The sequence below is a fragment of the Halomonas sp. genome (assembly GCF_029263665.1).
Classification (GTDB): domain Bacteria; phylum Pseudomonadota; class Gammaproteobacteria; order Pseudomonadales; family Halomonadaceae; genus Halomonas.
Genome location: NZ_JAJUFQ010000001.1, coordinates 85253 through 110222 on the forward strand (window position 1 = coordinate 85253; position 24970 = coordinate 110222).

Sequence of the window (24970 nt, forward strand, 5' to 3'; positions counted from 1 at the left end):
CTCACCCTTCCGTTGGTGTCGGCAGCTTCCGGGGGCGTAGGCGGCGGTGGAGCCGGTCGAGATAGAGATAGACCACTGGGGTGGTATAGAGCGTCAGCAACTGGCTGACAATCAGCCCGCCGATGATGGTAATCCCGAGCGGGGCACGCAAAGCGGCGTTTTCATCGGTACCAAGCAGCAATGGCACCGCACCGAGCAAGGCGGCCAAGGTGGTCATCATGATCGGCCGGAAACGGACCAGGGCAGCATGACGCACGGCATCCAATGGCGTCATGTTCTGTTCGCGCTCGCATATCACGGCGAAATCCACCAGCATGATGGCGTTTTTCTTGACCACGCCGATCAACAGGATGATGCCGATCAGCGCAATCAATGTGAACGGTGTATCGAGCAGCATAAGAGCGAGCAAGGCGCCGACACCGGCCGAGGGCAGCGTCGAGAGAATCGTCAACGGATGGATGTAACTCTCGTAGAGAATGCCCAGCACCAGATAGACCGTGACCAATGCCGCCAGTATCAACCAGGGCATCGCTTCGACACCGCTCTGGAAAGTCCCCGCACTGCCCTCGAAGTCGACCTGAATCTCCGTCGGGGGATGAAGTTCATCCACTGCCAGGCGAATACGCTCGGTGGCTTCGCCCAGCGAAACACCATCCTCCAGGTTGAACGAGACAGTGGCGGCAGCGAACTGGCCCTGGTGGTTGACGCTCACTGGCGTGGTGCTGCGTTCGATGTGACTGAAGGCAAAAACCGGGATCAGTTCACCATCGTTACCACTGACATAGAGATCACCGATCGCTTCCGGCGCCTGGCGATAAGGGGCATCGACCTCCATCACCACATAGCGTTGCTCATCCGCGTCGTAGATACTGGCGACCTGCCCCTGGGCGAAAGCATTGCCCAGTACCGTGTCGATGGTGCTCATGTCGACACCGAGCCGCGAAGCCGTATCGCGATCGACCACCAGTTTGGCGGCCAATCCCTCACCACGACTGTCGCTGTCGACGCCAGTGATGCCCTCGACATTCTGCATTGCCACCTGCACCTTGCGGGACCAGTCATCGAGCAGTTCGAGATTGTCGCTCTTGAGCGTGATTTCATACTGGGAAGCACTGCTTTGCCGGCCGCCTACACGAATGTCCTGCAACGCGAACATGAAAGTGTTGACCCCAGCGAGCCCCTGCAGACCAGCCGTCAGACGGTTGCCGATCGCTTGTGTCGATTCCTGATGGCCTTCCTTGAGCGTAACGAAAAGCGTTGCCGACGACCCTCCTCCTCCTGGTCCCCCGCTGCCCATGAAACCGAGCACACTGGCAACATCCGGATCAGCAATGAGCCGTTCGCGCACCTGGCCCAGCTTGGCGGATGCCGCTTCGAAGGACAGGCCCTGATCGACCCGCATGGTGCCGAGCAGGCGCCCGGTATCCTGGTCGGGCACGAAGCCCTTATCGACGGCGGTATAGAGATAGCCATTGAGGAAGATCACCGCGACAAGCGACAGCAGGGTCAAGCGTCGGTGCCTGAGCGCAATATCCAGCGTCACCGCATATCCCTTGACGAACCCATTACCGATGGCCGACAGCCCGCGGTCCCAGGCCGGTGACTGTTCACGTTTGGCATGTGGCTTGAGCCAACGCATGCAGAGCATCGGCGTCAGGGTCAGCGAGACGATCAGCGATACCATGATGGCCAGTGACAGCGTCACCGCGAACTCATGGAACAATCGTCCGATGAAGCCTCCCAGCAGCAACAGTGGAATGAACACCGCCACCAGTGAGACACTCATCGCCGTCACCGTGAAACCAACTTCCCGCGCGCCGTTCAGCGCTGCCTGAAATGGTGGCTCCCCACGTTCGATATGGCGGCTGATGTTCTCTACCACGACAATCGCATCATCGACCAGAAAGCCGATCGATACGATCAGTGCCATCAGCGATAGCGTATCCAGCGAGAAATCGAACACCCACATCAGCGCATAGGTACCGACCAGGGATACCGGAATGGCCACACTGGGAATGATGGTGGCACGAGGATTACGCAGGAACAGGAATACCACCAGCACGACGAGCACGATGGCCAGGATCAGAGTCAGCTGGGTTTCATGCAATGAAGCCTGTATGCCGGGAGCGCGATCGAGCTGCACACTCAGGTTGACGTTGCCGGGCAACAGGCTGCGAATGTCATCAAGGCGCTCGCGCACCCCCGCGATGGTATCGATGATATTGGCACCACTGGCAGTGCTGATCACCAGCAACACAGCCGGCAGATCGTTTTGAAAACCGACGTTGTAACGGTCCTCGACACCATCGACGATACTACTCACGTCTCCCAGGCGCATGAGTGAGCCATCATCGCCACGTCCGATCACGATCTGTTGGTAGTCACTGGCCTTGAGCAACTGGGAATCCGTATCGACTTCCCAGCGGTGCTCCACACTCTGGACAAAGCCGGTGGGTGATTGCGTGGTTGCCGTGCGCAAGGCACCGACCACCGCATCCAGGGTGATGCCAGCGTGATTGAGACGGCGAGGATCGATGGATACCCGTACCGCAGGCGAGGAGCTTCCGCCCACGCTGACGTCACCGACACCCGGCACCTGAGCAATGGGAGGTGCGATCTTGCTGTCAGCCAGGCGATAGAGCTCGCTGGTCGGCAAGGTGTCGGAGGTGACGGACAGAATCAGCACCGGTGCCGCCGCTGGATTCAGCTTGTGATAGCTGGGGCGACTGGTCATCGCACTAGGCAACAGCGGCTGAGCGTCGTTGATTGCCGCCTGTACCTCTTGCGCGGCGACGTTGATGTCCTTGTCCAGATCGAACTGCACCACGATGCTGGCGGCACCGTCGCTGCTGCTCGACGTCATCTGGGAAATGCCAGGAATCCGCCCCAGCGAACGCTCCAGCGGTGTCGCCACCGTGACGGCCATGGTTTCCGGATTGGCACCACTGAGGCTGGCGGTGACCAGAATGGTCGGAAACGAGACATTGGGCAGCGGAGCCACCGGCAGGCGCTTGTAGGCAAGTGAGCCAAGCAGCACCACCGCCAATGCCAACAGAATCGTCGCCACTGGCCGCCGAATGAAGGGAGACGACAGACTCACCGTGCCACCTCGTTGGCGTCTGGGTGACCAGTGACAGGATGGCGCTGCCAGCGCGAAGCCAACCGGTCAAAATACAAATAGATCACCGGAGTGGTGAACAGGGTCAGTAACTGGCTCAGCAACAGGCCGCCGACCATGGTCATCCCCAGCGGCTGACGCAATTCGGCACCATAGCCACTGGCGAACATCAATGGCATGGCACCGAGCAAGGCCGCGAAGGTGGTCATCATGATCGGCCGGAAGCGCAGCAAGGCGGCGGCATGAATCGCCTTGTCGGCAGGCATGCCACGCTCGCGCTGCGCCTCCAGTGCGAAGTCGATCATCATGATCGCGTTCTTCTTGACGATGCCGATCAGCAGGATGATGCCGATCACCGCCACTAGCCCCAATGAATTCCCGCTCAGTTGCAGCGCCAGCAGTGCCCCGATGGCCGCCGATGGCAACGTCGACAGAATGGTCAACGGATGCACGTAGCTCTCGTAGAGAATCCCCAGCACGATGTACATCGTCACGATGGCCGCCACAATCAGCCACAAGGTGTCACTGGTCGACTCGGTGTACGCAAGCGCTGTGCCACGATAGTCCAGTTGAGTATGGTCGCGCAGGGTCTCTTCGGCGGCGGCATCCACGGCAGCGAAGGCGTCAGAGAGCGAATAGCCATCCGCCACTGCGAACGACATCAAGGCCGAGGGAAACTGGTTCTGGCGTTGAAGCGACAGGGGTGTCGTACGTTCGGCCAACGTGACCAGAGTGGTGAGCGGCACCAGCTCGTCGTCGTCGGAGGTCACATAGAGACGCGACAAGGCTTCTGGACCATCGCTGTCGGTGGCATTGGCTGCGAGTACCACACGATACTGACTTGCCTGAGTGAAGATGGTCGACACTAGACGCTGGCCGAAAGCATCGTAGAGCGCGTCGTCGATATCAGCGACGCTGATACCGAGCCGCCCTGCCCGGGCGCGATCGATCGTCACCTCCAGCTTGCGTCCATTGTTCTGTACATCGCTGCTGACGTTGGCAATCGCCGGCGACTGGCGTAACTGCTCCAGCATTTTAGCCGCGTCTGCATTCAGCGCCTCACGATCGCCCTGGGTCAGCGCGAATTGATAGGGATAGCGGCTGATGGTGTCTTCCAGGGTCAGGTCCTGTATCGGCTGCAGAGCCAGAGACAGGCCGGGAATGTCGGCATCGGCCTGGTTCAGGCGAGCCAGCACAGTACTCAGATCGTCGCGCTCGCCCAGCGGCTTGAGGTTGATCGACAAGCGGCCACTGTTGAGCGTGGTGTTGGTGCCGTCGATACCGATGCTCGAAGAAAGACTTTCGACCGCGGGGTCCTCCAGCAAGCGATCGACCAGGCGCTGCTGACGGGCCGACATGGCATCGAACGAAGTCGATTCGGTGGCGGTGGTGATACCACGAATGACGCCAGTATCCTGCACCGGGAACAGCCCTTTCGGGGTGGTCATGAACAGCAGTGCCGTCACCGCCAGCGTGCCGAGCGCCACCATCAGCGTGAGTGTCTGATGGCCAAGCACCCAATCAAGAGCATGCTCATAACCGCGCGTGATCCGCCCGAACAAGCCCTGCCGACTACGTACCAGTGCCTCGTCGTCGGTCTCCTCGACCGTATCCGGGCGCTGCTTCAACCAGCGAGCACAGAGCATCGGCGTCAACGTCAGCGAGACGAAGGCCGAGATCAGAATCGAGATCGCCAGCGTCAGCGCGAATTCGCGGAACAGTACACCGACGACGCCTTCCATGAACACCAGCGGAATGAGCACCGCCAACAGAGAAACGGTCAGCGAGAGGATGGTGAAACCAATCTGGCGCGAGCCCTTGAGCGCGGCCTCCAGTGGCTTCTCCCCTTTCTCGATGTAACGGGTGATGTTCTCCAGCACCACGATGGCATCGTCGATGACGAAACCCGTAGCGATGGTCAGTGCCATCAGGGTGAGGTTATTGAGGCTGAAGCCGGCCATGTACATGGCACCGAAGGTACCGACCAGCGACAACGGCACCGCCAGGCTCGGAATCAGTGTCGCCGACAGATTACGCAGGAACAGGAAAGTGACCATCACTACCAGCCCGATTGCCAGCATCAGCTCGAACTGCACATCCTCGACCGCGGCATGAATGGTCGTGGTGCGGTCAGTGAGCACTCTGACATCGACAGCGCCGGGCAAGGTGTTTTCCAGCTCCGGCAGGGTCCGTTTGATGGTATCGGCCACCGCGACCACATTGGCACCCGGTTGGCGCAGCACATCGATCAGGATCGCGCCTTCACGATTTGCCCAGGCAGAAAGGTAAGCGTTCTCCGCGCCGTCCTCGATGCTGGCAACATCGGACAGCCTGAGTACCGAGCCGTTGTCGGACTTGAGAATCAAGTCGCGGTAGGCATCGGCCGTCAACAGCTGGTCATTGGCATCGATGGTATAGGCACGATAAGGGCCATAAAGCGTACCTTTGGCCTGATTGACGTTGGCGGCATCGATGGCACTGCGCACCGCCGCAAGGTCAAGCCCGGAAGCGGCCAACTGGCGCGAATCGACCGTGACGCGCACGGCAGGCTGATGACCACCGGCCAGCTTGACCTGGCCGACGCCGCTTATCTGGGCAATCTTCTGCGCCATGCGCGTATCGACCAGATCGTAGACCTCCGTCAGCGGCAAGGTGCTGGAACTGACCGCGAGTGTCATGATCGGCGTGTCGGCAGGATTGACCTTGCTGTAGCTGGGGGGACGCGGCAGATCGCTCGGCAACAGGGTTTCCGCCTGGTTCAGCGCCGCCTGGACCTCCTGTTCCGCAACACCGAGATCGGAATCCAGCGAGAAGCGTAGAGTGATCAACGATGCGCCACCAGTGCTGGTGGAACTCATGTCTTCCAGCCCGGCGATCTCGCCGAGTTCGTCCTCCAGCGGCGATGTGACATGCGAGAGCATCACATCCGGCCCGGCACCAGGATAAAGCGTGGTGACCTGAATGGTCGGAAAGTCGACCTCCGGCAGCGAGGAGATCGTCAACAGTCGATAGGCCATGGCGCCAGCGATCAGGATCGCCAGCATCACCAGCGATGTGGCGACCGGACGCAGGATGAACAGGCGTGAAGGATTCATGAAGCGCCGCCGTCCTTGCCTCCGGCCTCGCTCACTTCATCGCTCGACTCGCCAGGCAACGCATTGCTGACGACACGAACCTTGGCCCCTTCCCGCAGGCTGTCGACACCATCGACAACCACGCGTTCACCGGGCGAGAGCCCCTCGGAAATGGCACTTTGGGTACCTTGGTTGGCGGCCAGGGTGACCGTACGGCGACTGACGGTGTCATCATCGCCGATCACATAGACATAGTTACCGTCCTGCCCGGTCTGGACGGCAGGCTCAGGGATGATGATCTGGTCCTTGAGTGTCTGCGACACCAGGCTGACATCGACATAGGCATTGGGATAGAGCCCGCCGTCAGGATTGTCGAGCGTGGCGCGCAGGCGGATGGTGCCGGTGGCACTATTGATGTTGCTGTCGACGCTGGTGAGCTTGCCGCTGAAGGTCGCATCATCAGGACCGGTCACGTCTACCCTGGGCTGGTCGCCAGCAGCGAGGTGGGCGCGCACGGTATTCACGTAGCGACTGGGCAGCGAAAAGATCACTGAAATAGGATCGAGCTGGGTAAGGGTAACGATAGGATCGGTATCGCCCAACTGCACGATGTTGCCAGGATCGACATTGCGAATGCCGGCCACGCCAGTGATGGAGGCCGTGATACTCGTGTAGTCGAGCTGAACCTGCGCGCTGCGTACGTTAGCCTGATCGCTGGCCACGGTACCTTCGTACTGGCGTACCAGTTGACGCTGCTGCGCCAGCTCCTGACGCGAGACATAGTTGGTCTTGCTCAATTGCTCGAAGCGTGTCAGGTCTTCCCGGGCCGAGGCCAGTTGTGCCTGATCCTGAGCCAGCTGGCCCTTGGCCTGATCGAGCTGTGCCTGATAGTCACGTGGGTCGATTTGCGCCAGCAACTGACCCTGCTGAACCGTTTCGCCCTCGGTAAAGTTGACCTCGATCAGTTCGCCTTCGACACGTGGCCGTACCGCGATGCTGGCGAGCGGCTGCACCGTGCCCAGCGCACTCACCTTGATCGGCAGATCGCCCTGCATGGCCGTGACCGCCGACACCGCCGTTGCCGGAGGCCCCGCCATCCCTTTTGGAATCTCCGGTGTCTCCGCGTTACTCGCCAAGAAGCGATAAGCGACAACAGCAGCGACGACGACAAGAATGACCATCACTACCCTTCGCAGGGTATGACGAAAAGGAGAAGCGGACGAAGATGGCATGGCATCAATCCTTTGACGGCAAGCGAAGGCGACGGTACAACGACCAGCCCAACCCAGCCATGTGTGAATCATGCTAAACAGATGCTTCGCAGTCTAATGGAAACATCGTTCGAGAAATGTGCAATCACGTGGGATCTCTCGAATATCACGTGGGATCTCTCGAATATAATGCTCCATGGTTGATACGTCGTGACGTACCAATCACTGTTCCAGATGACGGTCATCGGGGCATGCGAGACAAGAACATGCGTAATGAGGTTTACAAGAACAAGCGCTGCCGGCTTCTTGACTGGCACGAGCCCGACCACTTGGCCCGCGCCAGCGTCCGATAATATCGGCTTGATGCCTCAGAACCTGGGACCTCGGAACCAGATGTCTCGGAATCTAGTGCCCGAATTTCACAACTTGGGAGCGTCGTAGTCGAGGGGCTCGTCGGTATAGACACAGACGTTGGCATGCTCGATGTCGCCATCTTCCGCCTCGACGTGGGTCTCGAAGAACGCCTTGATCTCCTGACGATTACAGTGAGCCTCGAAGGCCTCACGACTTGCCCAGACCTCGTGGAACACAATGGGATAACTGGCGCCCTGGGCATTGGGGTGGTCAATGTGCCGGGTCACAGTGTACTGCAGGCAGCCATCCTCACGATGAGCATTGGGCTCCAACCCCTGAAGCGCACGGAAAACGGCTTCCCCCTTGCCGGGCTTGGGCTTGAAGCTGGCAATACAGTAAAGCTTGCTGGACATGATGGTATTTCCTTATCTACAAGTTCAGGCATGACGACCAGAGTATGGCAACGGCACGCGGTCGATCTGTGCCGGACTGGCACAGGCAGAGTCGTAGACTCCGGCAGGGAATGGTGAATCGTCAAGGGAAGCCATGACGAAAGCGGTCATTGCATGACCTGCCCGGGCCACTGAGACGATGCCTCATGCAACCCGGGCGAGAAGATGCCAATCATCAAGGATGTGCTGCAAGCAGCTCAGTGGCCGCCCATCAGTTTCTCTACCGCGACCGGATCATCATGGATGGCATAGCGGTCAACGATAGTGGCACTGGCTTCATTGAGGCCAATCATCTCCACTTCGGTACCCTCGCGGCGGAACTTGATCACAGCGCGATCCAGGGCCTGGACAGCGGTGATATCCCAGAAGTGCGCCCGGGAGAGATCGATGGTCACTTTCTCGATGCTCTCCTTGAAGTCAAAGGCATTACCAAAGCGCTCGGAGGAAGCAAAGAATACCTGACCCACTACCTTGTAGACCCGGCGGCTGCCACCATCGACTTCTTCACTACCGATATAAAGGATATTGCCCACCTTGTTGGCAAAGAACATGGCAGCCAACAGCACCCCGACAAAGACCCCGATAGCCAGGTTATGCGTGGCCACCGTTACTATCACGGTAGCCACCATGACCAGGTTGGTGCTCATCGGGTGTTTCTTGAGATCGCGGATCGAGCTCCAGCTGAAGGTACCGATGGATACCATGATCATGACAGCAACCAGGGCCGCCATGGGAATCTGAGAAACCCAGTCAGACAGGAACACCACCAGCACCAGTAGGCCAACCCCCGCAATCAACGTGGACAGACGGCGGCGACCACCTGATTTAATGTTGATCACCGACTGACCGATCATGGCACAGCCCGCCATGCCACCAATCAGACCCGCGCCAATATTGGCAAGGCCTTGCCCCTTGCATTCACGGTTCTTGTTGCTTTTGGTGTCCGTCAGGTCGTCAATGATGGTGGCCGTCATCATCGATTCCAGCAGGCCCACTACCGCGAGCATCACTGAATACGGCAGGATGATCATCAATGTCTCGAGGTTGAGCGGTACTTCCGGCCACAGGAACACCGGCAGACTGTCCGGCAACTGTCCCATGTCGCCTACCGTGCGGATATCCATGCCGGAGGTCATGTAGACGATGGTGAGCACGACGATGCACACCAAGGGTGAAGGCAGAGTCTTGCCGATAATCGGCACATAGGGGAACAGATAGATGATCGCCAAGCCTGCAGCCGTCATGGCATAGACATGCCAGGTCACGTTGGTGAGCTCTGGCAACTGAGCCATGAAAATCAGAATCGCCAGTGCATTGACGAAGCCCGTCACGACCGAGCGCGAGACAAAGCGCATCAGATCGGCCAGGCGCAGATAACCCGCAATGATCTGCAGCACCCCGGTAAGCAATGTGGCGGCCAACAGGTACTGGAGTCCATGGTCCTTGACCAGGGTAACCATCACCAGCGCCATGGCACCGGTAGCCGCTGAGATCATGCCAGATCGCCCACCGGCAAACGCCATGATCACACAGATGGCGAAGGAAGCATAAAGACCCACTTTAGGGTCAACGCCAGCAATGATCGAAAAGGCAATCGCCTCAGGAATCAGGGCCAATGCCACGACAAGACCCGCCAAGATGTCGCCTTTGAGATTGGAAAACCAACTCAATTTCATTTTTTCGTACATGCTACTTCCTAGAGATGCGCAGTAGAGGTTGGAGTTGTCGCCAAGTCGTTCCGCCCACAAGCACAGACATGTCCCCGCGTTGCCGCACAGGCGGCAGCACGCATGAATGAAGACACCTGAAAACTTGCACGATCGGAACGACGTACGCTGAGCCAATGGCTCAGCGCATGATGAGGGTCAGCCATGTCACCTGCATGAAGGCGACGAGAGCCGGAAAAAGCGAGCGCTAGGGTGGAGTCATCAGCCCTGCTGTGAGAATGGTCATGAAATGCCGTTCCCTGTCATGACGGCCACTTTCGACGATAGTCGCAGGCCATTGAGGAGCGAAAGGCCGAAATCATACAACAAACCCTGTTGCAATGCATCAGTGAGGCCCTTACGTGAATCTTCCTCTCCTGTGTAGTCCCCATCAGATTCTCGTCCGGCGCAGACGTAGTGCATTCAAGACCACCGACAGCGAAGACGCACTCATGGCGAAAGCGGCAAACATCGGCCCGATCAGGATACCGAGGAAGGGGTAGAGAACCCCTGCAGCAATCGGTACGCCAGCACCATTGTAGATCAGTGCGAAGAACAGGTTCTGCTTGATGTTGCGCATGGTGGCCAGTGCCAGCTTACGGGCGCGAACGACACCATCGAGATCGCCCTTGACCAGGGTGACGCCAGCGCTTTCGATGGCCACATCGGCGCCCGTGCCCATGGCAATGCCGACATCGGCCTGGGCCAGTGCAGGGGCATCGTTCACCCCATCGCCCGCCATGGCCACCTTGCGACCCTCGGCCTGCAGCTCCTGGATGATACGGGCCTTGTCCTCAGGCAATACATCGGCGCGAATCTCGTCGATGCCCAGTCGCCCTGCCACGGCCTTGGCTGTACGCTCGTTATCACCGGTGGCCATGATGATGCGAAATCCCAGCTGGTGCAGCGCCTTCAGGGCATCAGGCGTGGTGGCCTTGACCGGATCGGCCACACTGACCAGGCCGGCTACCTGGCCATCGAGGACCACGAACATCACCGTTTCACCCTCATCACGACGTGCGTTCGCCGTCTCGGAGACATGGCCTCCGGCAATGCCCAGTTCCTCCAGCAGCTTGGCATTACCCAGCGCGACGGCCCTGCCATCCACAATACCTTTGACACCTTTGCCGGTCACGGCCTCGAAGTCCGAGGCATCGGCAAGGTCTACGCCACGTTCCTCGGCGCCGTTGACAATGGCCTCGGCCAGCGGGTGCTCCGAGCCTTTTTCCAGACTGGCTGCCAGGCGCAGCACCTCGGCTTCGTCATGCCCATTCTCCGACAGGACGGCCACCAGCTTCGGCTTGCCTTCCGTCAGTGTGCCCGTCTTGTCGAACATCAGCGTGTCGACCTTGGAAAAGCGCTCCAGCGCCTCGGCATTCTTGATCAGAACGCCCAATTGTGCACCGCGTCCGGTGGCCGTCATGATCGACAACGGAGTGGCGAGCCCCAGGGCACAGGGGCAAGCAATGATCAGCACGGCTACCGCTGATACCAGCGCGTAGGATAGCGCCGGTGTCGGCCCCCAGATCGCCCAGGCAATGAAGGACAACACCGCGATACCGATGACCGCAGGAACGAACTTGCCAGCCACCTTGTCGGCAAACTTTTGGATCGGTGCACGCGAGCGTTGGGCATTCGCCACCATCTCGACGATCTGGCTGAGCATGGTATCGGCGCCAATGTGGGTCGCCTCCATGATCAGACTCCCCGTACCGTTGATCGTGGCTCCGGTGACCTTGTCGCCTGCCACTTTTTCCACCGGCACGGGCTCGCCTGAGATCATCGATTCGTCGATCGAGGAGCGCCCCTCGATGACCACACCATCCACTGGAATCTTGTCGCCAGGCCGTACTCGCAGATGATCACCCACCTGCACGTTTTCCAGCGCTACCTCCTCTTCCCTGCCATCAGGCCGAATCAAGCGGGCCGTCTTGGCGGCCATGTCGAGTAGTGCCCGAATCGCCTGACCGGTACCTTCCCGCGCGCGCAGTTCCATCACCTGCCCCAGCAACACCAGAGTCACGATCACCGCTGCTGCCTCGAAATACACCCCGACGCTGCCATCTTCGCGGCGGAACCCTTCGGGAAAGATGCCTGGTACCAGCAACGCGACAATGGAGAACAGATAGGCGGCCCCAACCCCCATGCCAATCAGGCTGAACATGTTGAGATTCCAGGTACGGAAGGAATGCCAGGCACGCTCGAAAAATGGCCAGCCGGACCACAGGATAACCGGCGTGCTCAGCACCAGTTCGATCCACATCGCATTGCGTTCACCGAAGAAATCGCGAATCGCCATGATGCCTAGCAAGGGGGACATCGTCAGTATCAGCAGTGGCACCGTGAGCACCGCGGCGACCCAAAGACGCCGGGTGAAGTCAACCAGTTCGGGATTGGGTCCCTCGTCACCGGCTGTTGTGGATTCCAGTTCCAGCCCCATGCCGCACAATGGGCAGGCCCCCGCAGTGGTCTGCCGTACCTCAGGGTGCATGGGACAGGTATAGACAGCACCGACATGTCCGGCCGGAACCTTGTCGTACTTAGCGCCAGAAGCAGGGGGCTCATGCTGCGGAGAATCAGCATCTCCCATGGGAACAAGGTGCATACCACATTCAGGACAGTCGCCCGGCTTGTCCGAGATAACCTCGGGATGCATCGGGCATGTGTACTGAGACGCTGCCATCTTGTGATTCTGACTATGCATATGATGATGTTGCGTCATGGAACCGCCTCTCTCGCTGTCGCCAGCTCGATTTCACCGTTTACCTTCCCTGCTGTTCCAAGTATGGCCAAGAACCTGAAACCAGGCTGAACAACCTATCCGTTCTCTCTCCTGTTTCTGTTTCTGTGCATGTTCCTGTTTCTATGCCTGCAGTGCATTCTGCCATACAGGTACCGATGGCACCGGTGGTGCCATCGTCAGGCGCTTTTACCTCATTTGGTTACTTCAGGCGATTTACTTCAAGCGATCTACCTCAAGCTATTGCAAAAACCTCTCTCAATGTTGTCATGAGGTTATTGTGTGCCACTCGATTTTCTATATCCAGAAAATGTCCTGCTTCTTTTATTACCTTGAATTCACATTTTGGAATACTGTTTTCCAGCTTCCGCGCAGAACTTGGTGGAGTATGCTCGTCTTTTTCACCATTAATGAAAACAATTGGGGTAGTGATTTTCTCCAAAGTATCACTATAATCTGAATTTCCTATTTCAAGAACCTGGTTGATGTGAAAACATGCTTGTTCATATTCTCTTTCATCTAGTGTCGATAGATGCTTTTTATTGATATATTTAATAACCTTGGGCAAGTATTTCCCTACTTCGTTATTCATCAGAACAGCCAGATCCTCGAATTTCTTGTCGACTGCAAGATATTTTGCGCGCAACAGGTATTCTCTCATTGGATCATTCAGGTGAGTAGAAAATGAGCCTATTGCGGCTTTTTCTATTGAGGGAGGCTGGTGCGCCAGCGCCATCAAGGCTGCATACCCTCCCCAGGAAACAGATACAAGAAAGTGCGGGCGATAATGCTCGATAAGAAATAGCAGAATGCTGACCTCTTCTTCCTTGGTAAGAATGTAGCTTCCTTTGTTGTGTTTCTTTGATCCTCCCGTGAAAGGAAGATCGAATAGTATAAAATTCAATGAATTCCCAAGATGTTTAACGCAATTCCTGAATGATGTTGTTGTTGAAAGTGCGCCATTCACCATTATCGCAGTCTTTTTATTTTCTTCTTTAAAATACTTCTCCACATAGATAGTGTAGCCATTCACTTCCACGAGATCGATATCTGATTTCATTGTTCGTTCTCCTGCGAATAATCTTCTATGTGAGGTCAAGGAGCGGGTAGGCGGTGATGGAAATTCCCACGCCATCACATATCAGGTTATACGCAGAAAAATGTAGTGCTTATATGTGTATTTTGTTTCAGGGTGCTGACAATGTTGTTCTATGTAGCCCTGATGAATTTTTATTTTTTATTTTTTGTAACATCATTTCCCTCAGAATTTCTATCAGCCTCATGCTGAACATTATCCGCGCAGCTCGTAAGGAACCGTGAAACCAAAGTTCTCACGCATGGGTTCTGTCAGGTCTCTAAACGGTCATGTGCCGGTGTCTCGGCAGACACCGGCATCAGAACGATATTCTCTGATCAAGATCCTATCGTTGGCCCGTCGTCATAACCCGGCCAGTCTTCATCGGGGATATCCCAGTAGTCGCCATCCTTGACGCCATCAACGCCATACTTCGTCAAGTATTCACTCAATACTTCTCCGAAATCGTCGGCTTTTGCCTGTTGCTTGCCTTCTTCAATCAGCCCCGGAATCAGTAACGCGACAGCAGCGGCACCAGCCGCGAGCATTCCGAGCCCCCCCGCGATCGCTCCCAGGGGAATCCTCTGCAACAGCGAAGGAGCGAACATGCCCAGCCCTCCTTCCACCGCAGAGGCCAACCCCGCCATGGCCCCCAGAGAGCCTGCCGTGATGCTGATGCCGCCCCCTACCTTGTCGCCCTTGCGAATCGACTCGACGCCATCGAAGATGGCATAGGCACCAGCCGCTACTCCAGCAATGCCACCAAGCCCCTTGGCCGCATTCTCAAATTTCTTCAGGCCTGACGATATCGTTTCAACCAGGTCATCTATCTCCAGGCCCTTGATGCCTTTGAAATAACTCTGAAGATTCTTCATGCCACCTTCGGTCATGAGCGTCGCAGTCATGACTGAGCCGGTCGTGATATCAACGATCTGGCGGTCGGTCAGATTGCCAGCACCGTTGACGCCCTTGGCAATCGTGACACCGGCCAGGAACAGGCCACTGACACCATGCAGAACACCAGCATCAGCAGCCGCTTTCGCCCCGGAGCCAGGGTTGAGGAGTGCAAGTTCACTGAGCGATTTTGTACCTTGGCGCAGCAGATCCCAGTCGCCTCGGATACCTGCCACAATCTGATCGGACGTCGCGACAGTTCCGTCTGGATTGGTGAAGAACTCGGGGTTCTCCTCCTTGACCTGATCGATGATGTCCCTGACCTTTTCCTCATCCAGCTCATCACCACCATCGACGCCGAACACCTCCTTCAGATCATCGAATGAAGCATCCTGAAAGGCATTTTCCTGAACGATTGCAGAGAAGTTATCATTCAGCTCAGTATCAAATTTCTCGGTAAAATCAGGGTCAAGCGCGGCATTGTATAAAGATACCTCCGCGCTGAATGCACTCGTGGCCTCCTCGAACGAGTTGTCCTTGAGCAATTCCTTGAACCGCTCTCCGGAAGCCAGTGACTCTTCGTAGAACGTTTCCAGCTCTTCATTGTGCTTGGAGTCCTTGACCGCGTCCTGGATTTCCCCGATATCATCGATGCCCAGCGCACTCTGGAACATTTGCGCCGATCCAAAGAATTCGGCAAGCACCGCCTGCTGGTCGGTCTTGCCATCCTTCATTTTGCTGTCCCACAGGAGGTCCAGCGCTTCACCGGACTTGATGTCCTCGTTGTAGGTTGTCTCCAGGGCTTCGCCCAGCGCCTTGTTGTCTTCAAACAGTTGGCTTATCTGACTGGCGCTGCTTTCCTCCAGGTACTCCATGACCTCGGTGTCATTCTGCAGGATCGCGATATGATCATTGACGTCCTGAAGCAGTTTCTCGGGGTCCGGATGGCCGCGCACGCTGTTGGCAATGCTGACCTTGGAATAGTCGTCCTTCCACATGCCTGCCGCGGCGCCTTCGGTGATCAGCTTCTGCGCGGTCAAAAGGTCCTGGAGAGCAGCGGCCTTCTCTTCGGCAGAGTAATCTTGCGGATTCTCGAACAAGTCTCCGCTCAGTTTGTCGGTATCTATGTCTCCCACCGCATTGGCGTTGATCACTTCCGTCAGGAAGGTGATCGCCGAGCCAGCATCCTTCGGCGCGTGCGTCCCGAGCCAACTGGTCAGGTCATTCTTGCTGAGATCACCATCGGTTTTCTGGCGCAGCGGAGATTTCGAGGTTTCGAGGAGGTCGAATGCCCCCGGCTGTGACCAGAAATCCAGTGCTTCCTTGAAATCATCGCTGATCTGCGGATTCTCGTCTCGATACTGCTGAAGCGCTTCCGCCGTCAGATATTTGCCTGATTCGGTCTTCCCTCTGATAGCGTCGTAATTCTCCTCGATGATGGCGGTGTACTTGGCCAGTGTCTTCGAGACATCGTCGGCGTCTGGGTTGGCATCCAGGAAATCCTGGTAGCTACCGATCTCGTCCGTCGGCTTCGCGTCCTGGAGGGCCTCGAAACCATACTTTCCGAAGTCCTGAAGGCGTCCTGCCTCCGTACCATGCCTGGCCTCATCACTGCTGGTGAAGCCATCGATGCTGCTGTTGGCAACGTCATCACCCGACAAGGAGTTGCCTTCCTCGTCGTACATGGTGATGCGGTCAAGTACCTGGCTCGCCCGGTAGGCAGCATCGGCATCATGTTCGAAATCACCGACCCGCTCCTTCAGCATGTCCTTGACCCCGCTTTGGTTACCCAGGTTCTTCAGCAGCGGAGAGTCGTCGATGATGTCCTGGGCAGAACGATTGTCATCGTCCGGCAGTTCCCACTTGATACCAACGCTCTCGGCCTGCTCACGGAGCGCCTTGTTGTCGCCAACCGTATCGGGAGAGACAAGCTCCCCCTTGAGCGAGGAGAAACCATACTTGCCGAAGTCCTGAAGCCGCCCGGCTTCTGTACCATGTCTGGCTTCATCGCTGCTGGTGAAGCCATCGATGCGGCCATTGTCGACATCATTGCTTGCCAGCCGATTGCCATCCTCGTCGAAGGCTTCGATATGCTCCAGGACCTGCGCTGCTCGGTACGCGGCGTCAGCATCCTCTTCGAAATCACCCACCCGCTCTTTCAGCATGTCCTTGACCCCGCTCTGGTTACCCAGATCCTTCAACAGCGGGTTGTCATCGATGATGTCCTCGGCTGAACGATCATCGCCAGCCGGGCGCTCCCATTGAATCCCCAGCGCTTCGGCTTCTTCACGCGCTTGGTCGTCTTCTCCCACCGTCTCGATATGATTAAGTTCCCCCTGGAGATTGGAGAAGCCGTACTTACCGAAGTCCTGAAGGCGCCCAGCCTCCGTGCCGTGCCTGGCCTCGCCACTGCTGGTGAAGCCGTCTATGCGCTCATTGCCGATATCATTGCTGGCCAGCCGATTGCCTTCCTCGTCGAACTTCTCGACATGCTCGAGTACCTGGGCCGCCCGGTAAGCCGCATCGGCATCCTGATCGATATCACCGACCCGCTCTTCCAACATGTCCTTGACGCCACTCTGATTGCCGAGATTCTTCAGCAGTGGAGAGTCGTCAATGACATCCTGGGCCGAGCGCTTGTCGTTGTCCGGCAACTCCCATTGAATACCGGCTTGCTTGGCCTCATTGACGGCCTCTTCCCACGCACTGACGCTCTCGGAATTCTCCGATGAAGTGGCATCACTGCCACTGACCGCTTTGACAGACATGGCTTGATCCTTCCCCCGGGGACTTGATGTAAAACACAGGCTTGAGGACGCATAACGCCCAGTTCAGAAATGGCATAACTGAAACGGCCGAAATCGCAGGAGACGTCGCTTTCTGTTTTCCGCGACTCAGACGTGAGTTCTCAGCGCACAGCACCATACGAACTCAAAAAGACAATCAGGCAGGAGTTACGACTCCCAAAGCGTATTAGAAACGCCTTACATGAAGGCGTCATGACAATGCGGTGAATTATGTCCTGGATCTATTTACCACCGATCTCACCTGCCTCCTCTCTGGATCAGGCAAGAAGAGTCAATCAATAATAACCGGGCAACATACGAGGGATTGCTACACGCGATAGATTGCAACACACGATGTCTTGCAACATACAAAGGATTGCATATGCGGAAACATAGGGAATTGATCATGCTGAAGAAAATCGGAATATTGCTACTGCTCTGCCTGTTGTTGACGGCTTGCAGCAAACCTTTGCCCGCAGACAGGATGAACTATGCAGGCGACTGGCAAAGCAGCGAGATGAGACTACTGATCCTGGCGGACGGGTCCGTATCTTATGAGCGCTTGAAGAATGGCGGCACCACGTCAATAGAGGGCCCCCTCAAAGAGTTTCAGGGAGACGATTTCGTGGTCGGCATTGGCCCATTTTCCACGACTTTCGATGTCAGCGAACCGCCCCACGAGGTCGCGGGGACTTGGCATATGGTGGTGGATGGCGTGCACCTGACAGCCATCAAGTAATTTGACGATTCCACCCGACACTTCTCTAGTCCGGGGTCTTGGCTCATCATCATTTCTCCAGATCCCGGCTCTTGGCCGCAATATCGATATCAGCCCTTCTTTTCCGTCATCGGCCACCAATGCCTGCACTCTAGAATGATAACTGCGGCGCCGCGGTAAGTGTCAGGTCAATCGCATCATGCCGCCAATACTCGTCATCACAATCGATGGCGCGGCCGTTCTGGTCATGGTTGACTCGGGTGACGCGTTGCACCGGGCTTCCTCTCACCGTATTGAGGGCGCTGGCCGCCTGTTCGGACAACACAGTGGTCGCCAGCTCATAGCTGACCCGGCCGACACGTATCCCATAATGGCGACTGTAGAGTTCCGTCAATGATTCCTTGGCCAGATCGAAGTTCAGGATGCCAGGAAAGCAATCCGGTCGTAGATGGTGCTCGACATAGAGCACTCTCCGCCCATCCACCAGGCGTGTGCGGATGATGCGATAGATACGCTCCCCCTGTGACAACCCCAGACGCCGGGCGACATCGGCCGGTGCCTCGACTTCTTCCGCCGTGAGCAACAGGGTTTCTGCCCGCCGTTGCTGCGATCTCACCATTTCATGAAATGGCAGGCAGGCCAGCAGGTCGTAACGCAGGCGCGGCGGCGAGACAAACCAGCCACGCCGATTCTCACGATAGATGCGCCCTTGGGCTTCCAGTTGGATGAGCGCCTCGCGTAGGGTAATTCGCGTGGTCGCCAGGTGCGCCATCATCTCGCGCTCGGCGGGCAGGCGACGGTCACTTCTCTGGGCAGCGGACTCGACCAGAGGCAGCAACAGTGCCAGCAAGCGATTCACGCGGGGGCTGGGTGTCTTGGTAACGGAAGAAGATCTGTTCAAATCAGGGCTCTGAATCCAGCACGACGGTATATGACAACTTGTCTGGTCTATACCAGAAAGCTCAATTATCTACTCCCACTCAGTTTATCGACTCTCGAATGACAGCAGGATGACAACCTGGAAATGCCGGCACTTATAACGGCAGTCATCAAGCAAACAGGCATTCGCCGATAGATGTTATCGAGACGCAGCGCAATTGCCATGCGGCTGACACCAGATTGTCACGCAGGTCTTCTAAGGTGCACAGGGTCGGCAGCTGATCTAGACCAGATGACTCACCCCATCGTCCAGCGCCACGTCATGTTTCCCGCTCTTGCCCCATTCTCCCGGAGGCCCTAGCCATGCGTATTCCGCTCCACTTCAAGCGTACTACCGCTACCTTGGTGGCTGCATCCACCCTAGGCCTGAGTTGCATTGCCCAGGCCAATGTCGATCTCTCTGAACTGGTCGATGCTGCCAAGCAGGAAGGCCGTGTCGATAGCGTCGGCATGCCTGATAGCTGGGCCAATTGGAAAGATACCTGGGCTGACCTCAACGAACAGTATGGTGTTGAACACAGCGACACCGACATGAGTTCTGCCGAGGAAATTGCCAAGTTCAAGGCAGAAGGCGATAACGCCACCGCCGACATCGGCGATGTGGGTCAGGCCTTCGGGCCTATCGCTGTGCAGCAGGGTGTCACTCAACCTTTCAAACCCAGCACCTGGGATGAAATTCCCGACTGGGCCAAGGATGAAGACGGCCACTGGATGCTTGGCTATACCGGCACCATTGCCTTGATGATCAACACCACCTTGGTACCGGAAGACCAACGTCCAACATCATTTGCTGACCTGCACAATGGCGACTACTCGGTATCGATAGGCGCGGTGGGGCAAGCCGCCCAGGCCAACAGCGCGGTGCTGGCTGCAGCCTATGCCAATGGCGGCGACGAGAGCGACCTCGCCCCGGGTATGGAGCTTTTTGCCGATCTGGCCAAACAGGGGCGCCTGTCTCTGGCCAACCCCAGCATCGCCAACCTGGAAAAGGGAGAAGTGGAAGTGGCATTGATGTGGGATTTCAACGCCCTCAATTATCGTGACCAGATAGACCCGGATGCCTTCGAGGTACTCATTCCTTCCGATGCCTCCGTCATCTCCGGTTACGCCACTATCATCAATGCTCACGCCAAGCATCCCAACGCGGCCAAGCTGGCACGGGAATACATCCTGTCCGATGAAGGGCAACTCAACCTGGCCGAAGGCTATGCCCGCCCGATTCGAGCCGAGCATCTGACGCTTCCGCAAGAGATCGCGGCCAAGCTGCTGCCCAATGAGCAATACCGTAATGCTCGCCCGATCGAGGACTTCGCTGCCTGGGAACAGAGTGCCAAGGAACTGCCCATGCTATGGCAATCCATGGTGCTGGTGAACCAGCGCTGATCGATGCGAACCGGTTCATGAGGAACAGTACAACAGAACCGATCAAGACCATGGATTCTCTCTCTTCACTGCCGCATGAGGCCGCCCCCAGGGCGGCCCAGGAGTCAGCATGTCACATCGCGTGATTCTGGTGGTGCTGGACGGCCTCAACCATGCCGTCGGGCATCACGCCATGGGCCATCTCAGCGCCCTGGTCCAGGCCGGCCGCGGCCATGTCACTTATCTGGACTGTGAATTACCAGCCATGTCCCGGCCCCTTTACGAGTGCCTGCTCACCGGCAACCGCCCTGTGGATTCCGGCGTAGTGCACAATGGTATCGTTCGCCGCTCCTACGGCCAGAGCCTGTTCGACCTGGCCGTTGCCCAAGGGAAACGCACCGCTGCCGCTGCCTATCACTGGGTCAGCGAGCTCTACGTCGCAGCCCCCTTTGATCGCACGTCCCATCGCTTTCTCGATGACCCCAGCCAAGCCATTCAGGCCGGTATCTTCTACTGGCAGGACCACTATCCTGACGATCATCTATTCAGCGATGCCGAAGCCTTGCGTCGCCGCCATGATCCGGATTTCCTGTTCGTGCACAGCATGAATATCGACGATGCCGGCCATCGCCATGGGGGTGATTCTCCTCAGTACCGCAACGCCGCACGCCATGCCGACATTGCCCTCGCCGATTATCTGCCCGGTTGGTTGGCCGAGGGCTATCAAGTGATGGTCACTGCCGACCACGGCATGAACGCCGACCGCTCCCACTCAGGGATGCTCGAGGAAGAGCGTCGGGTACCACTGTGGCTGCTTGGTGGCGCCTTTGCTGCCCCGGGCGACCTGGAAATACACCAGACACACCTGTGCGGCACCCTGGCCACGCTGATGGGGCTCGACCACACCAAACCCTGGCACTCCGAGCTCATTGCCAACCACGGAGCAGCATCGTGAACAGGGCGAGAATGAACGGCATCGATGCAAACAGAACAAACACGAAGGGCGCCCGCTTCCCTGCCTGGCTGTGGTTACTGCCCTTCGCTCTGGTGTTCTTCGCATTCCAGGTCGCGCCCATGCTCTGGGTCGCCGTGAGTGCTTTCCATGTGAACGATAGTTGGGGGCTGGGGAATTTCCGCGAAATCGCCGCCTCGCCCTTCTTTCGCCAGGCCATCTGGCGCAGCCTGGTAATATCCCTGGTATCCAGCGTGCTGGGGCTGCTGATCGCCACCCTGGCCTGCCAGGCCATGATGCATGCGGATACTCGCCTGCGCCGCCTGCTGATTTCGTTCACCAACATGACGTCCAACTTCGCCGGCGTTCCTCTGGCTTTCGCCTTCATTATCCTGATGGGCGCCAATGGTGTTCTGACCCTGACCCTGCAACGTCTGGGCGTTCTCGAGGGCATCCAGCTCTACTCTACCGGCGGCTTGATCGTGATCTACACCTGGTTCCAGGTTCCCTTGGGCATCCTGCTGCTGTTTCCTGCTTTCTCCGGGCTCAAGCTGGAATGGCGCGATGCTGCCAGCCTGCTCGGCGCAGGCCGGGTAGCCTATTGGCGTCATATCGGGTTGCCTGTGTTGTGGCCCGCCATGGCCAGCACTCTCACCGTGCTGATGGCCAATGCCATGGGTGCCTATGCCACCGTCTATGCCCTGGTGAATACCAGCTACAACCTGATGACCATTCGTATCGCCAATCTGGTCTCGGGCGACCTGTTTCTCCGCCCGGAACTGGCCAGTGCCCTGGCCTTGATACTGGTGGCGCTGATGGTGGGTGTCACCTTGATCCAGCGCGCCGCGCTGCCGCGGAGGGAGACGCATGGCTAACCCAGCCCCCGTGCCCTTGCCCGCTCAGTCGCGCAGGTTGTCCAGCCTGCCGACGTTGAACCTCTATGGTGTGGTGCTGGTTGCAGTGTTCACCAGCCTCGCCTTGCCCCTGCTGGCTACCTTGGGTTACGCCCTGGCCAGCCGCTGGGGAGCCACTCTGATGCCGGATGGACTGACCCTATCCTGGTTCATCGAGCTCTGGACCACACCACGCTTCCTTGCTGCCGCAGGTCGTTCACTGCTCGTCACCATAGGGGCCCTGGTACTGTCACTGGTGCTGATCCTGCCTGTGGCAATGCTGGCCCAGACCCGCTACCCGCGCCTGGAGCACTGGATGAACACGCTGACCCTGATGCCCTTTGCCGTCCCTCCCGTGGTCTCTTCCGTTGGCCTGCTGCAACTCTATGCCGGGGGCCCCATACCGCTGGTGGGCACGCCCTGGATCCTGATCTTCACCTACTTCACCATTGCTCTGCCCTTCATGTATCGCACCATGACGAACAGCCTGCGCGCCGTGGACGTCAGCGAACTGATGGAAGCCGCACAGTTGCTCGGTGCAGGTCCCATCAAGGCCTTCTTCCTGGTGATCCTGCCGAATATCCGCGCAGGCGTGCAGATCGCCATTTTCCTGTCGTTTTCCTTCCTCGTCGGTGAATTCGTGTTTGCCAACATGCTGGTAGGCACTCGCTTCGAAACCTTGCAGGTCTATCTCAACAATATGCGTGGGGCCAGTGGCCACTTCACCAGTGCCTTGGTGATCACGCTGTTCGTCATGACCCTCATCCTGACCTGGCTGGGCACTCGCCAGGCCGAGCACACCGTCAAGGAGGCTGCCCGATGAGCCACACCGTGACCGCCTCGATCACAGCGACCACACAACCCGCAGTTGAACGGGTTCAGCATCAACCGAACATGGCTGGTGACAACGCCCTGCGCCTTGCAGGGCTGGCCAAGCGTTTCGGCACCACTTCGGTATTCGACGATATCGATGCCGATATCGGCCACGGCGAATTCATCACCCTGCTCGGACCTTCCGGCTGTGGCAAATCCACCCTACTGCGCGCCATCGCCGGACTTACGCCCCTGGACCAGGGCAGCATCCATGTCGGCCAGGATGACATCACCGAGCTTCCACCTCAGCAACGTGGCATCGGCATGGTCTTCCAGCACTATGCCCTGTTCCCCAACATGCGAGTGGTGGACAACATCGGTTTCGGCCTGCGCATGCAGAAGGTGTCCAGGAACGAGCGCGAACGCCGGGTCGACACAGTCCTGCGTCTGGTCGAGTTGAGCGATCAGGCGCACAAGTTTCCGCACCAGTTGTCCGGTGGACAGCGTCAGCGAGTTGCCCTGGCCAGAGCACTGGTGGTTGAGCCCAGGGTGCTGCTGATGGATGAGCCCCTTTCGGCATTGGATGCCCGCATTCGTCGTCACCTGCGCGACCAGATCCGCGATATCCAGAAATCGCTTGGCTTGACCACCCTGTTCGTTACCCACGATCAGGAAGAAGCCATGCTGATGTCCGACCGGGTCTTCTTGATGCACCAAGGCCGCATCCTGCAACAGGACAGAGCAGAAACCCTCTACACCCGACCTTCGGGCAGTGCTGCTGCCGGCTTCATGGGACACTATAATCTGCTGGATGCCGTGGAGGCCGAGCCTCTGCTGGGTTTTCGCCCGCAATCAGCACGGGTGGCACTGCGTCCGGAAGCGCTCTATCTCAGCCTCGATGGACGCCCCTTTGGAGGCGACCTTCCTCCTCGTGTGGGGCCGGCCCTGAGCGGTGTCGTGCGTCGCCATCGCCTGCTGGGCAATATCGTGCGTTACGAAATCGTCGGTAGTACTCTCACCCTCAATATCGATACCCTGAACCGCAGCACCCGCACCCTGCTTGTCGAGGGTACGCAGGTGAACATGTATGCCGACCTGGATGAAGTGCAGGAGCTCAGCGAATGAATCTAGCCTTGTTCGACCTCGATGACACCTTGCTCAACGGGGATATCACCCAACTATGGAGCGACTGGCTGATCAACCTCGGCTGGATTGAGGACGCCCATGTCTACCGGGCCTCATTCGCTGAGCACATGCGGGCTTATGCCGCCGGTGAACTGGACATGGAAGAGCACCTGAACCTGCTGCTCAGGCCGCTGGAAGGACGTGCCGTGCACGACGTAAGCGCACAGGTCGATGCCTTCCTCAGCAACGAGGTGATACCGAGGCTATTTCCTGGAGGGTTGGAGCGCTTGGCATGGCACCGCGATCAGGGCCACCAGATTCTGATCATCTCTGCCTCCACCGCTCACCTGGTGGCACCGCTGGCCCAGCGGCTCGACCTGGATGGCGCCCTGGCTACAGCACTGGAAGTCGACCATAGCGCCAATCCTCCCCGCTATACTGGCCGCGCGACAGGTATCCGCACCTTCCGCGAGGGCAAGCTGATGGCGCTCGAATCCTGGTTGAACGGCCAGACTCCGCACAGCACCTGGGGTTACTCGGATTCACGCAACGATATTCCCCTGCTCGAGGCAGTGGACCACGCTTACGCCATCCACCCTGACCCCACCCTGGCCAGCATTGCACAGGCACGGCGTTGGGAAATGCCTGACTGGCGCTGATAGCGCTATCTGACTGTCATCATGTGACGCTGCCGATACTGGCGTATGCCAATATCGGCAGCTTTGATTCCCCGAACCCCCTTCAAGTGATTTCTCGAA

General features: G+C 57.8%; 17 protein-coding genes. 7 read left to right on the top strand and 10 right to left on the bottom strand.

Annotation, left to right across the window (positions count from 1 at the left end; all coding sequences use genetic code 11):
* Position 1 precedes the first annotated feature (1 nt).
* From Q1K07_RS00395 to Q1K07_RS00435, 9 genes are all read right to left on the bottom strand, one after another.
* A complete protein-coding gene (locus tag Q1K07_RS00395) occupies positions 2 to 3100 on the bottom strand; it encodes an efflux RND transporter permease subunit (RefSeq protein WP_300306093.1) in 3099 nt (1032 codons plus the stop codon).
* The gene (locus Q1K07_RS00400) at positions 3097 to 6213 is read right to left on the bottom strand and encodes a multidrug efflux RND transporter permease subunit (RefSeq protein ID WP_300306096.1); all 3117 of its coding nucleotides are present in this window, start codon (positions 6211 to 6213) and stop codon (positions 3097 to 3099) included. Before Q1K07_RS00400 ends, Q1K07_RS00395 begins: the two co-directional genes overlap by 4 nt.
* Positions 6210 to 7424, bottom strand: a complete 1215-nt coding sequence (locus Q1K07_RS00405) for an efflux RND transporter periplasmic adaptor subunit (protein WP_300306098.1) — start codon at positions 7422 to 7424, stop codon at positions 6210 to 6212. Before Q1K07_RS00405 ends, Q1K07_RS00400 begins: the two co-directional genes overlap by 4 nt.
* A gap of 398 nt (positions 7425 to 7822) precedes the next feature.
* Positions 7823 to 8170: a putative quinol monooxygenase gene (locus Q1K07_RS00410; protein WP_300306101.1), complete on the bottom strand. Its 348-nt coding sequence runs from the start codon at positions 8168 to 8170 to the stop codon at positions 7823 to 7825.
* A 24-nt stretch (positions 8171 to 8194) separates the two neighbouring features.
* On the bottom strand, positions 8195 to 8320 hold the full coding sequence (locus Q1K07_RS00415; RefSeq protein WP_300306104.1) for a hypothetical protein: 126 nt from the start codon (positions 8318 to 8320) through the stop codon (positions 8195 to 8197).
* A gap of 86 nt (positions 8321 to 8406) precedes the next feature.
* Positions 8407 to 9897 (bottom strand): SulP family inorganic anion transporter, encoded by a 1491-nt coding sequence (locus tag Q1K07_RS00420; protein WP_300306107.1) that lies wholly within the window; start codon positions 9895 to 9897, stop codon positions 8407 to 8409.
* A 409-nt stretch (positions 9898 to 10306) separates the two neighbouring features.
* Positions 10307 to 12637, bottom strand: a complete 2331-nt coding sequence (locus tag Q1K07_RS00425; protein WP_366945004.1) for a copper-translocating P-type ATPase — start codon at positions 12635 to 12637, stop codon at positions 10307 to 10309.
* Between the two features lie 253 nt (positions 12638 to 12890).
* Positions 12891 to 13715, bottom strand: a complete 825-nt coding sequence (locus Q1K07_RS00430; RefSeq protein ID WP_300306110.1) for an alpha/beta hydrolase — start codon at positions 13713 to 13715, stop codon at positions 12891 to 12893.
* Positions 13716 to 14068: 353 nt separating this feature from the next.
* Positions 14069 to 17392, bottom strand: a complete 3324-nt coding sequence (locus tag Q1K07_RS00435; RefSeq protein ID WP_300306113.1) for a type III effector HrpK domain-containing protein — start codon at positions 17390 to 17392, stop codon at positions 14069 to 14071.
* A gap of 424 nt (positions 17393 to 17816) precedes the next feature.
* On the opposite strand from Q1K07_RS00435, the gene Q1K07_RS00440 reads away from it, so the two are divergent.
* Entirely contained in the window at positions 17817 to 18149 is a 333-nt protein-coding gene (locus Q1K07_RS00440) for a hypothetical protein (RefSeq protein WP_300306116.1), read from the top strand.
* 130 nt (positions 18150 to 18279) lie between these two features.
* Here the strand turns inward: Q1K07_RS00440 and Q1K07_RS00445 are convergent, their stop codons facing one another.
* Entirely contained in the window at positions 18280 to 19029 is a 750-nt protein-coding gene (locus Q1K07_RS00445; RefSeq protein ID WP_300306119.1) for a UTRA domain-containing protein, read from the bottom strand.
* Positions 19030 to 19370: 341 nt separating this feature from the next.
* Here Q1K07_RS00445 and Q1K07_RS00450 point away from each other — a divergent pair, with 341 nt between their 5' ends.
* The 6 genes from Q1K07_RS00450 (at position 19371) to Q1K07_RS00475 (ending at position 24871) form a co-directional block, all read left to right on the top strand.
* Positions 19371 to 20450: an extracellular solute-binding protein gene (locus Q1K07_RS00450; protein ID WP_300306122.1), complete on the top strand. Its 1080-nt coding sequence runs from the start codon at positions 19371 to 19373 to the stop codon at positions 20448 to 20450.
* Positions 20451 to 20559: 109 nt separating this feature from the next.
* Complete coding sequence (locus Q1K07_RS00455; protein WP_300306125.1) at positions 20560 to 21384, top strand: alkaline phosphatase family protein; 825 nt, start codon at positions 20560 to 20562, stop codon at positions 21382 to 21384.
* Positions 21381 to 22256, top strand: coding sequence for an ABC transporter permease subunit (locus tag Q1K07_RS00460; protein ID WP_300306128.1), 876 nt, complete (start codon positions 21381 to 21383; stop codon positions 22254 to 22256). The genes Q1K07_RS00455 and Q1K07_RS00460 overlap by 4 nt, the downstream gene beginning before the upstream one ends.
* Complete coding sequence (locus Q1K07_RS00465) at positions 22249 to 23097, top strand: ABC transporter permease (protein WP_300306131.1); 849 nt, start codon at positions 22249 to 22251, stop codon at positions 23095 to 23097. Before Q1K07_RS00460 ends, Q1K07_RS00465 begins: the two co-directional genes overlap by 8 nt.
* Entirely contained in the window at positions 23094 to 24212 is a 1119-nt protein-coding gene (locus tag Q1K07_RS00470; RefSeq protein ID WP_300306134.1) for an ABC transporter ATP-binding protein, read from the top strand. The genes Q1K07_RS00465 and Q1K07_RS00470 overlap by 4 nt, the downstream gene beginning before the upstream one ends.
* Positions 24209 to 24871, top strand: a complete 663-nt coding sequence (locus tag Q1K07_RS00475) for an HAD family phosphatase (RefSeq protein ID WP_300306137.1) — start codon at positions 24209 to 24211, stop codon at positions 24869 to 24871. Before Q1K07_RS00470 ends, Q1K07_RS00475 begins: the two co-directional genes overlap by 4 nt.
* Positions 24872 to 24970: the final 99 nt, after the last annotated feature.

Excerpts from the sequence above, each read along its gene's own strand:
- Q1K07_RS00410 (WP_300306101.1), bottom strand. The coding sequence starts at position 8,170 with ATGTCCAGCAAGCTTTACTGTATTGCCAGCTTCAAGCCCAAGCCCGGC.
- Q1K07_RS00475 (WP_300306137.1), top strand. The coding sequence starts at position 24,209 with ATGAATCTAGCCTTGTTCGACCTCGATGACACCTTGCTCAACGGGGAT.
- Q1K07_RS00430 (WP_300306110.1), bottom strand. The coding sequence starts at position 13,715 with ATGAAATCAGATATCGATCTCGTGGAAGTGAATGGCTACACTATCTAT.
- Q1K07_RS00405 (WP_300306098.1), bottom strand. The coding sequence starts at position 7,424 with ATGCCATCTTCGTCCGCTTCTCCTTTTCGTCATACCCTGCGAAGGGTA.
- Q1K07_RS00465 (WP_300306131.1), top strand. The coding sequence starts at position 22,249 with ATGGCTAACCCAGCCCCCGTGCCCTTGCCCGCTCAGTCGCGCAGGTTG.
- Q1K07_RS00400 (WP_300306096.1), bottom strand. The coding sequence starts at position 6,213 with ATGAATCCTTCACGCCTGTTCATCCTGCGTCCGGTCGCCACATCGCTG.
- Q1K07_RS00440 (WP_300306116.1), top strand. The coding sequence starts at position 17,817 with ATGCTGAAGAAAATCGGAATATTGCTACTGCTCTGCCTGTTGTTGACG.
- Q1K07_RS00450 (WP_300306122.1), top strand. The coding sequence starts at position 19,371 with ATGCGTATTCCGCTCCACTTCAAGCGTACTACCGCTACCTTGGTGGCT.
- Q1K07_RS00435 (WP_300306113.1), bottom strand. The coding sequence starts at position 17,392 with ATGTCTGTCAAAGCGGTCAGTGGCAGTGATGCCACTTCATCGGAGAAT.
- Q1K07_RS00425 (WP_366945004.1), bottom strand. The coding sequence starts at position 12,637 with ATGACGCAACATCATCATATGCATAGTCAGAATCACAAGATGGCAGCG.
- Q1K07_RS00415 (WP_300306104.1), bottom strand. The coding sequence starts at position 8,320 with ATGACCGCTTTCGTCATGGCTTCCCTTGACGATTCACCATTCCCTGCC.
- Q1K07_RS00420 (WP_300306107.1), bottom strand. The coding sequence starts at position 9,897 with ATGTACGAAAAAATGAAATTGAGTTGGTTTTCCAATCTCAAAGGCGAC.
- Q1K07_RS00470 (WP_300306134.1), top strand. The coding sequence starts at position 23,094 with ATGAGCCACACCGTGACCGCCTCGATCACAGCGACCACACAACCCGCA.
- Q1K07_RS00455 (WP_300306125.1), top strand. The coding sequence starts at position 20,560 with ATGTCACATCGCGTGATTCTGGTGGTGCTGGACGGCCTCAACCATGCC.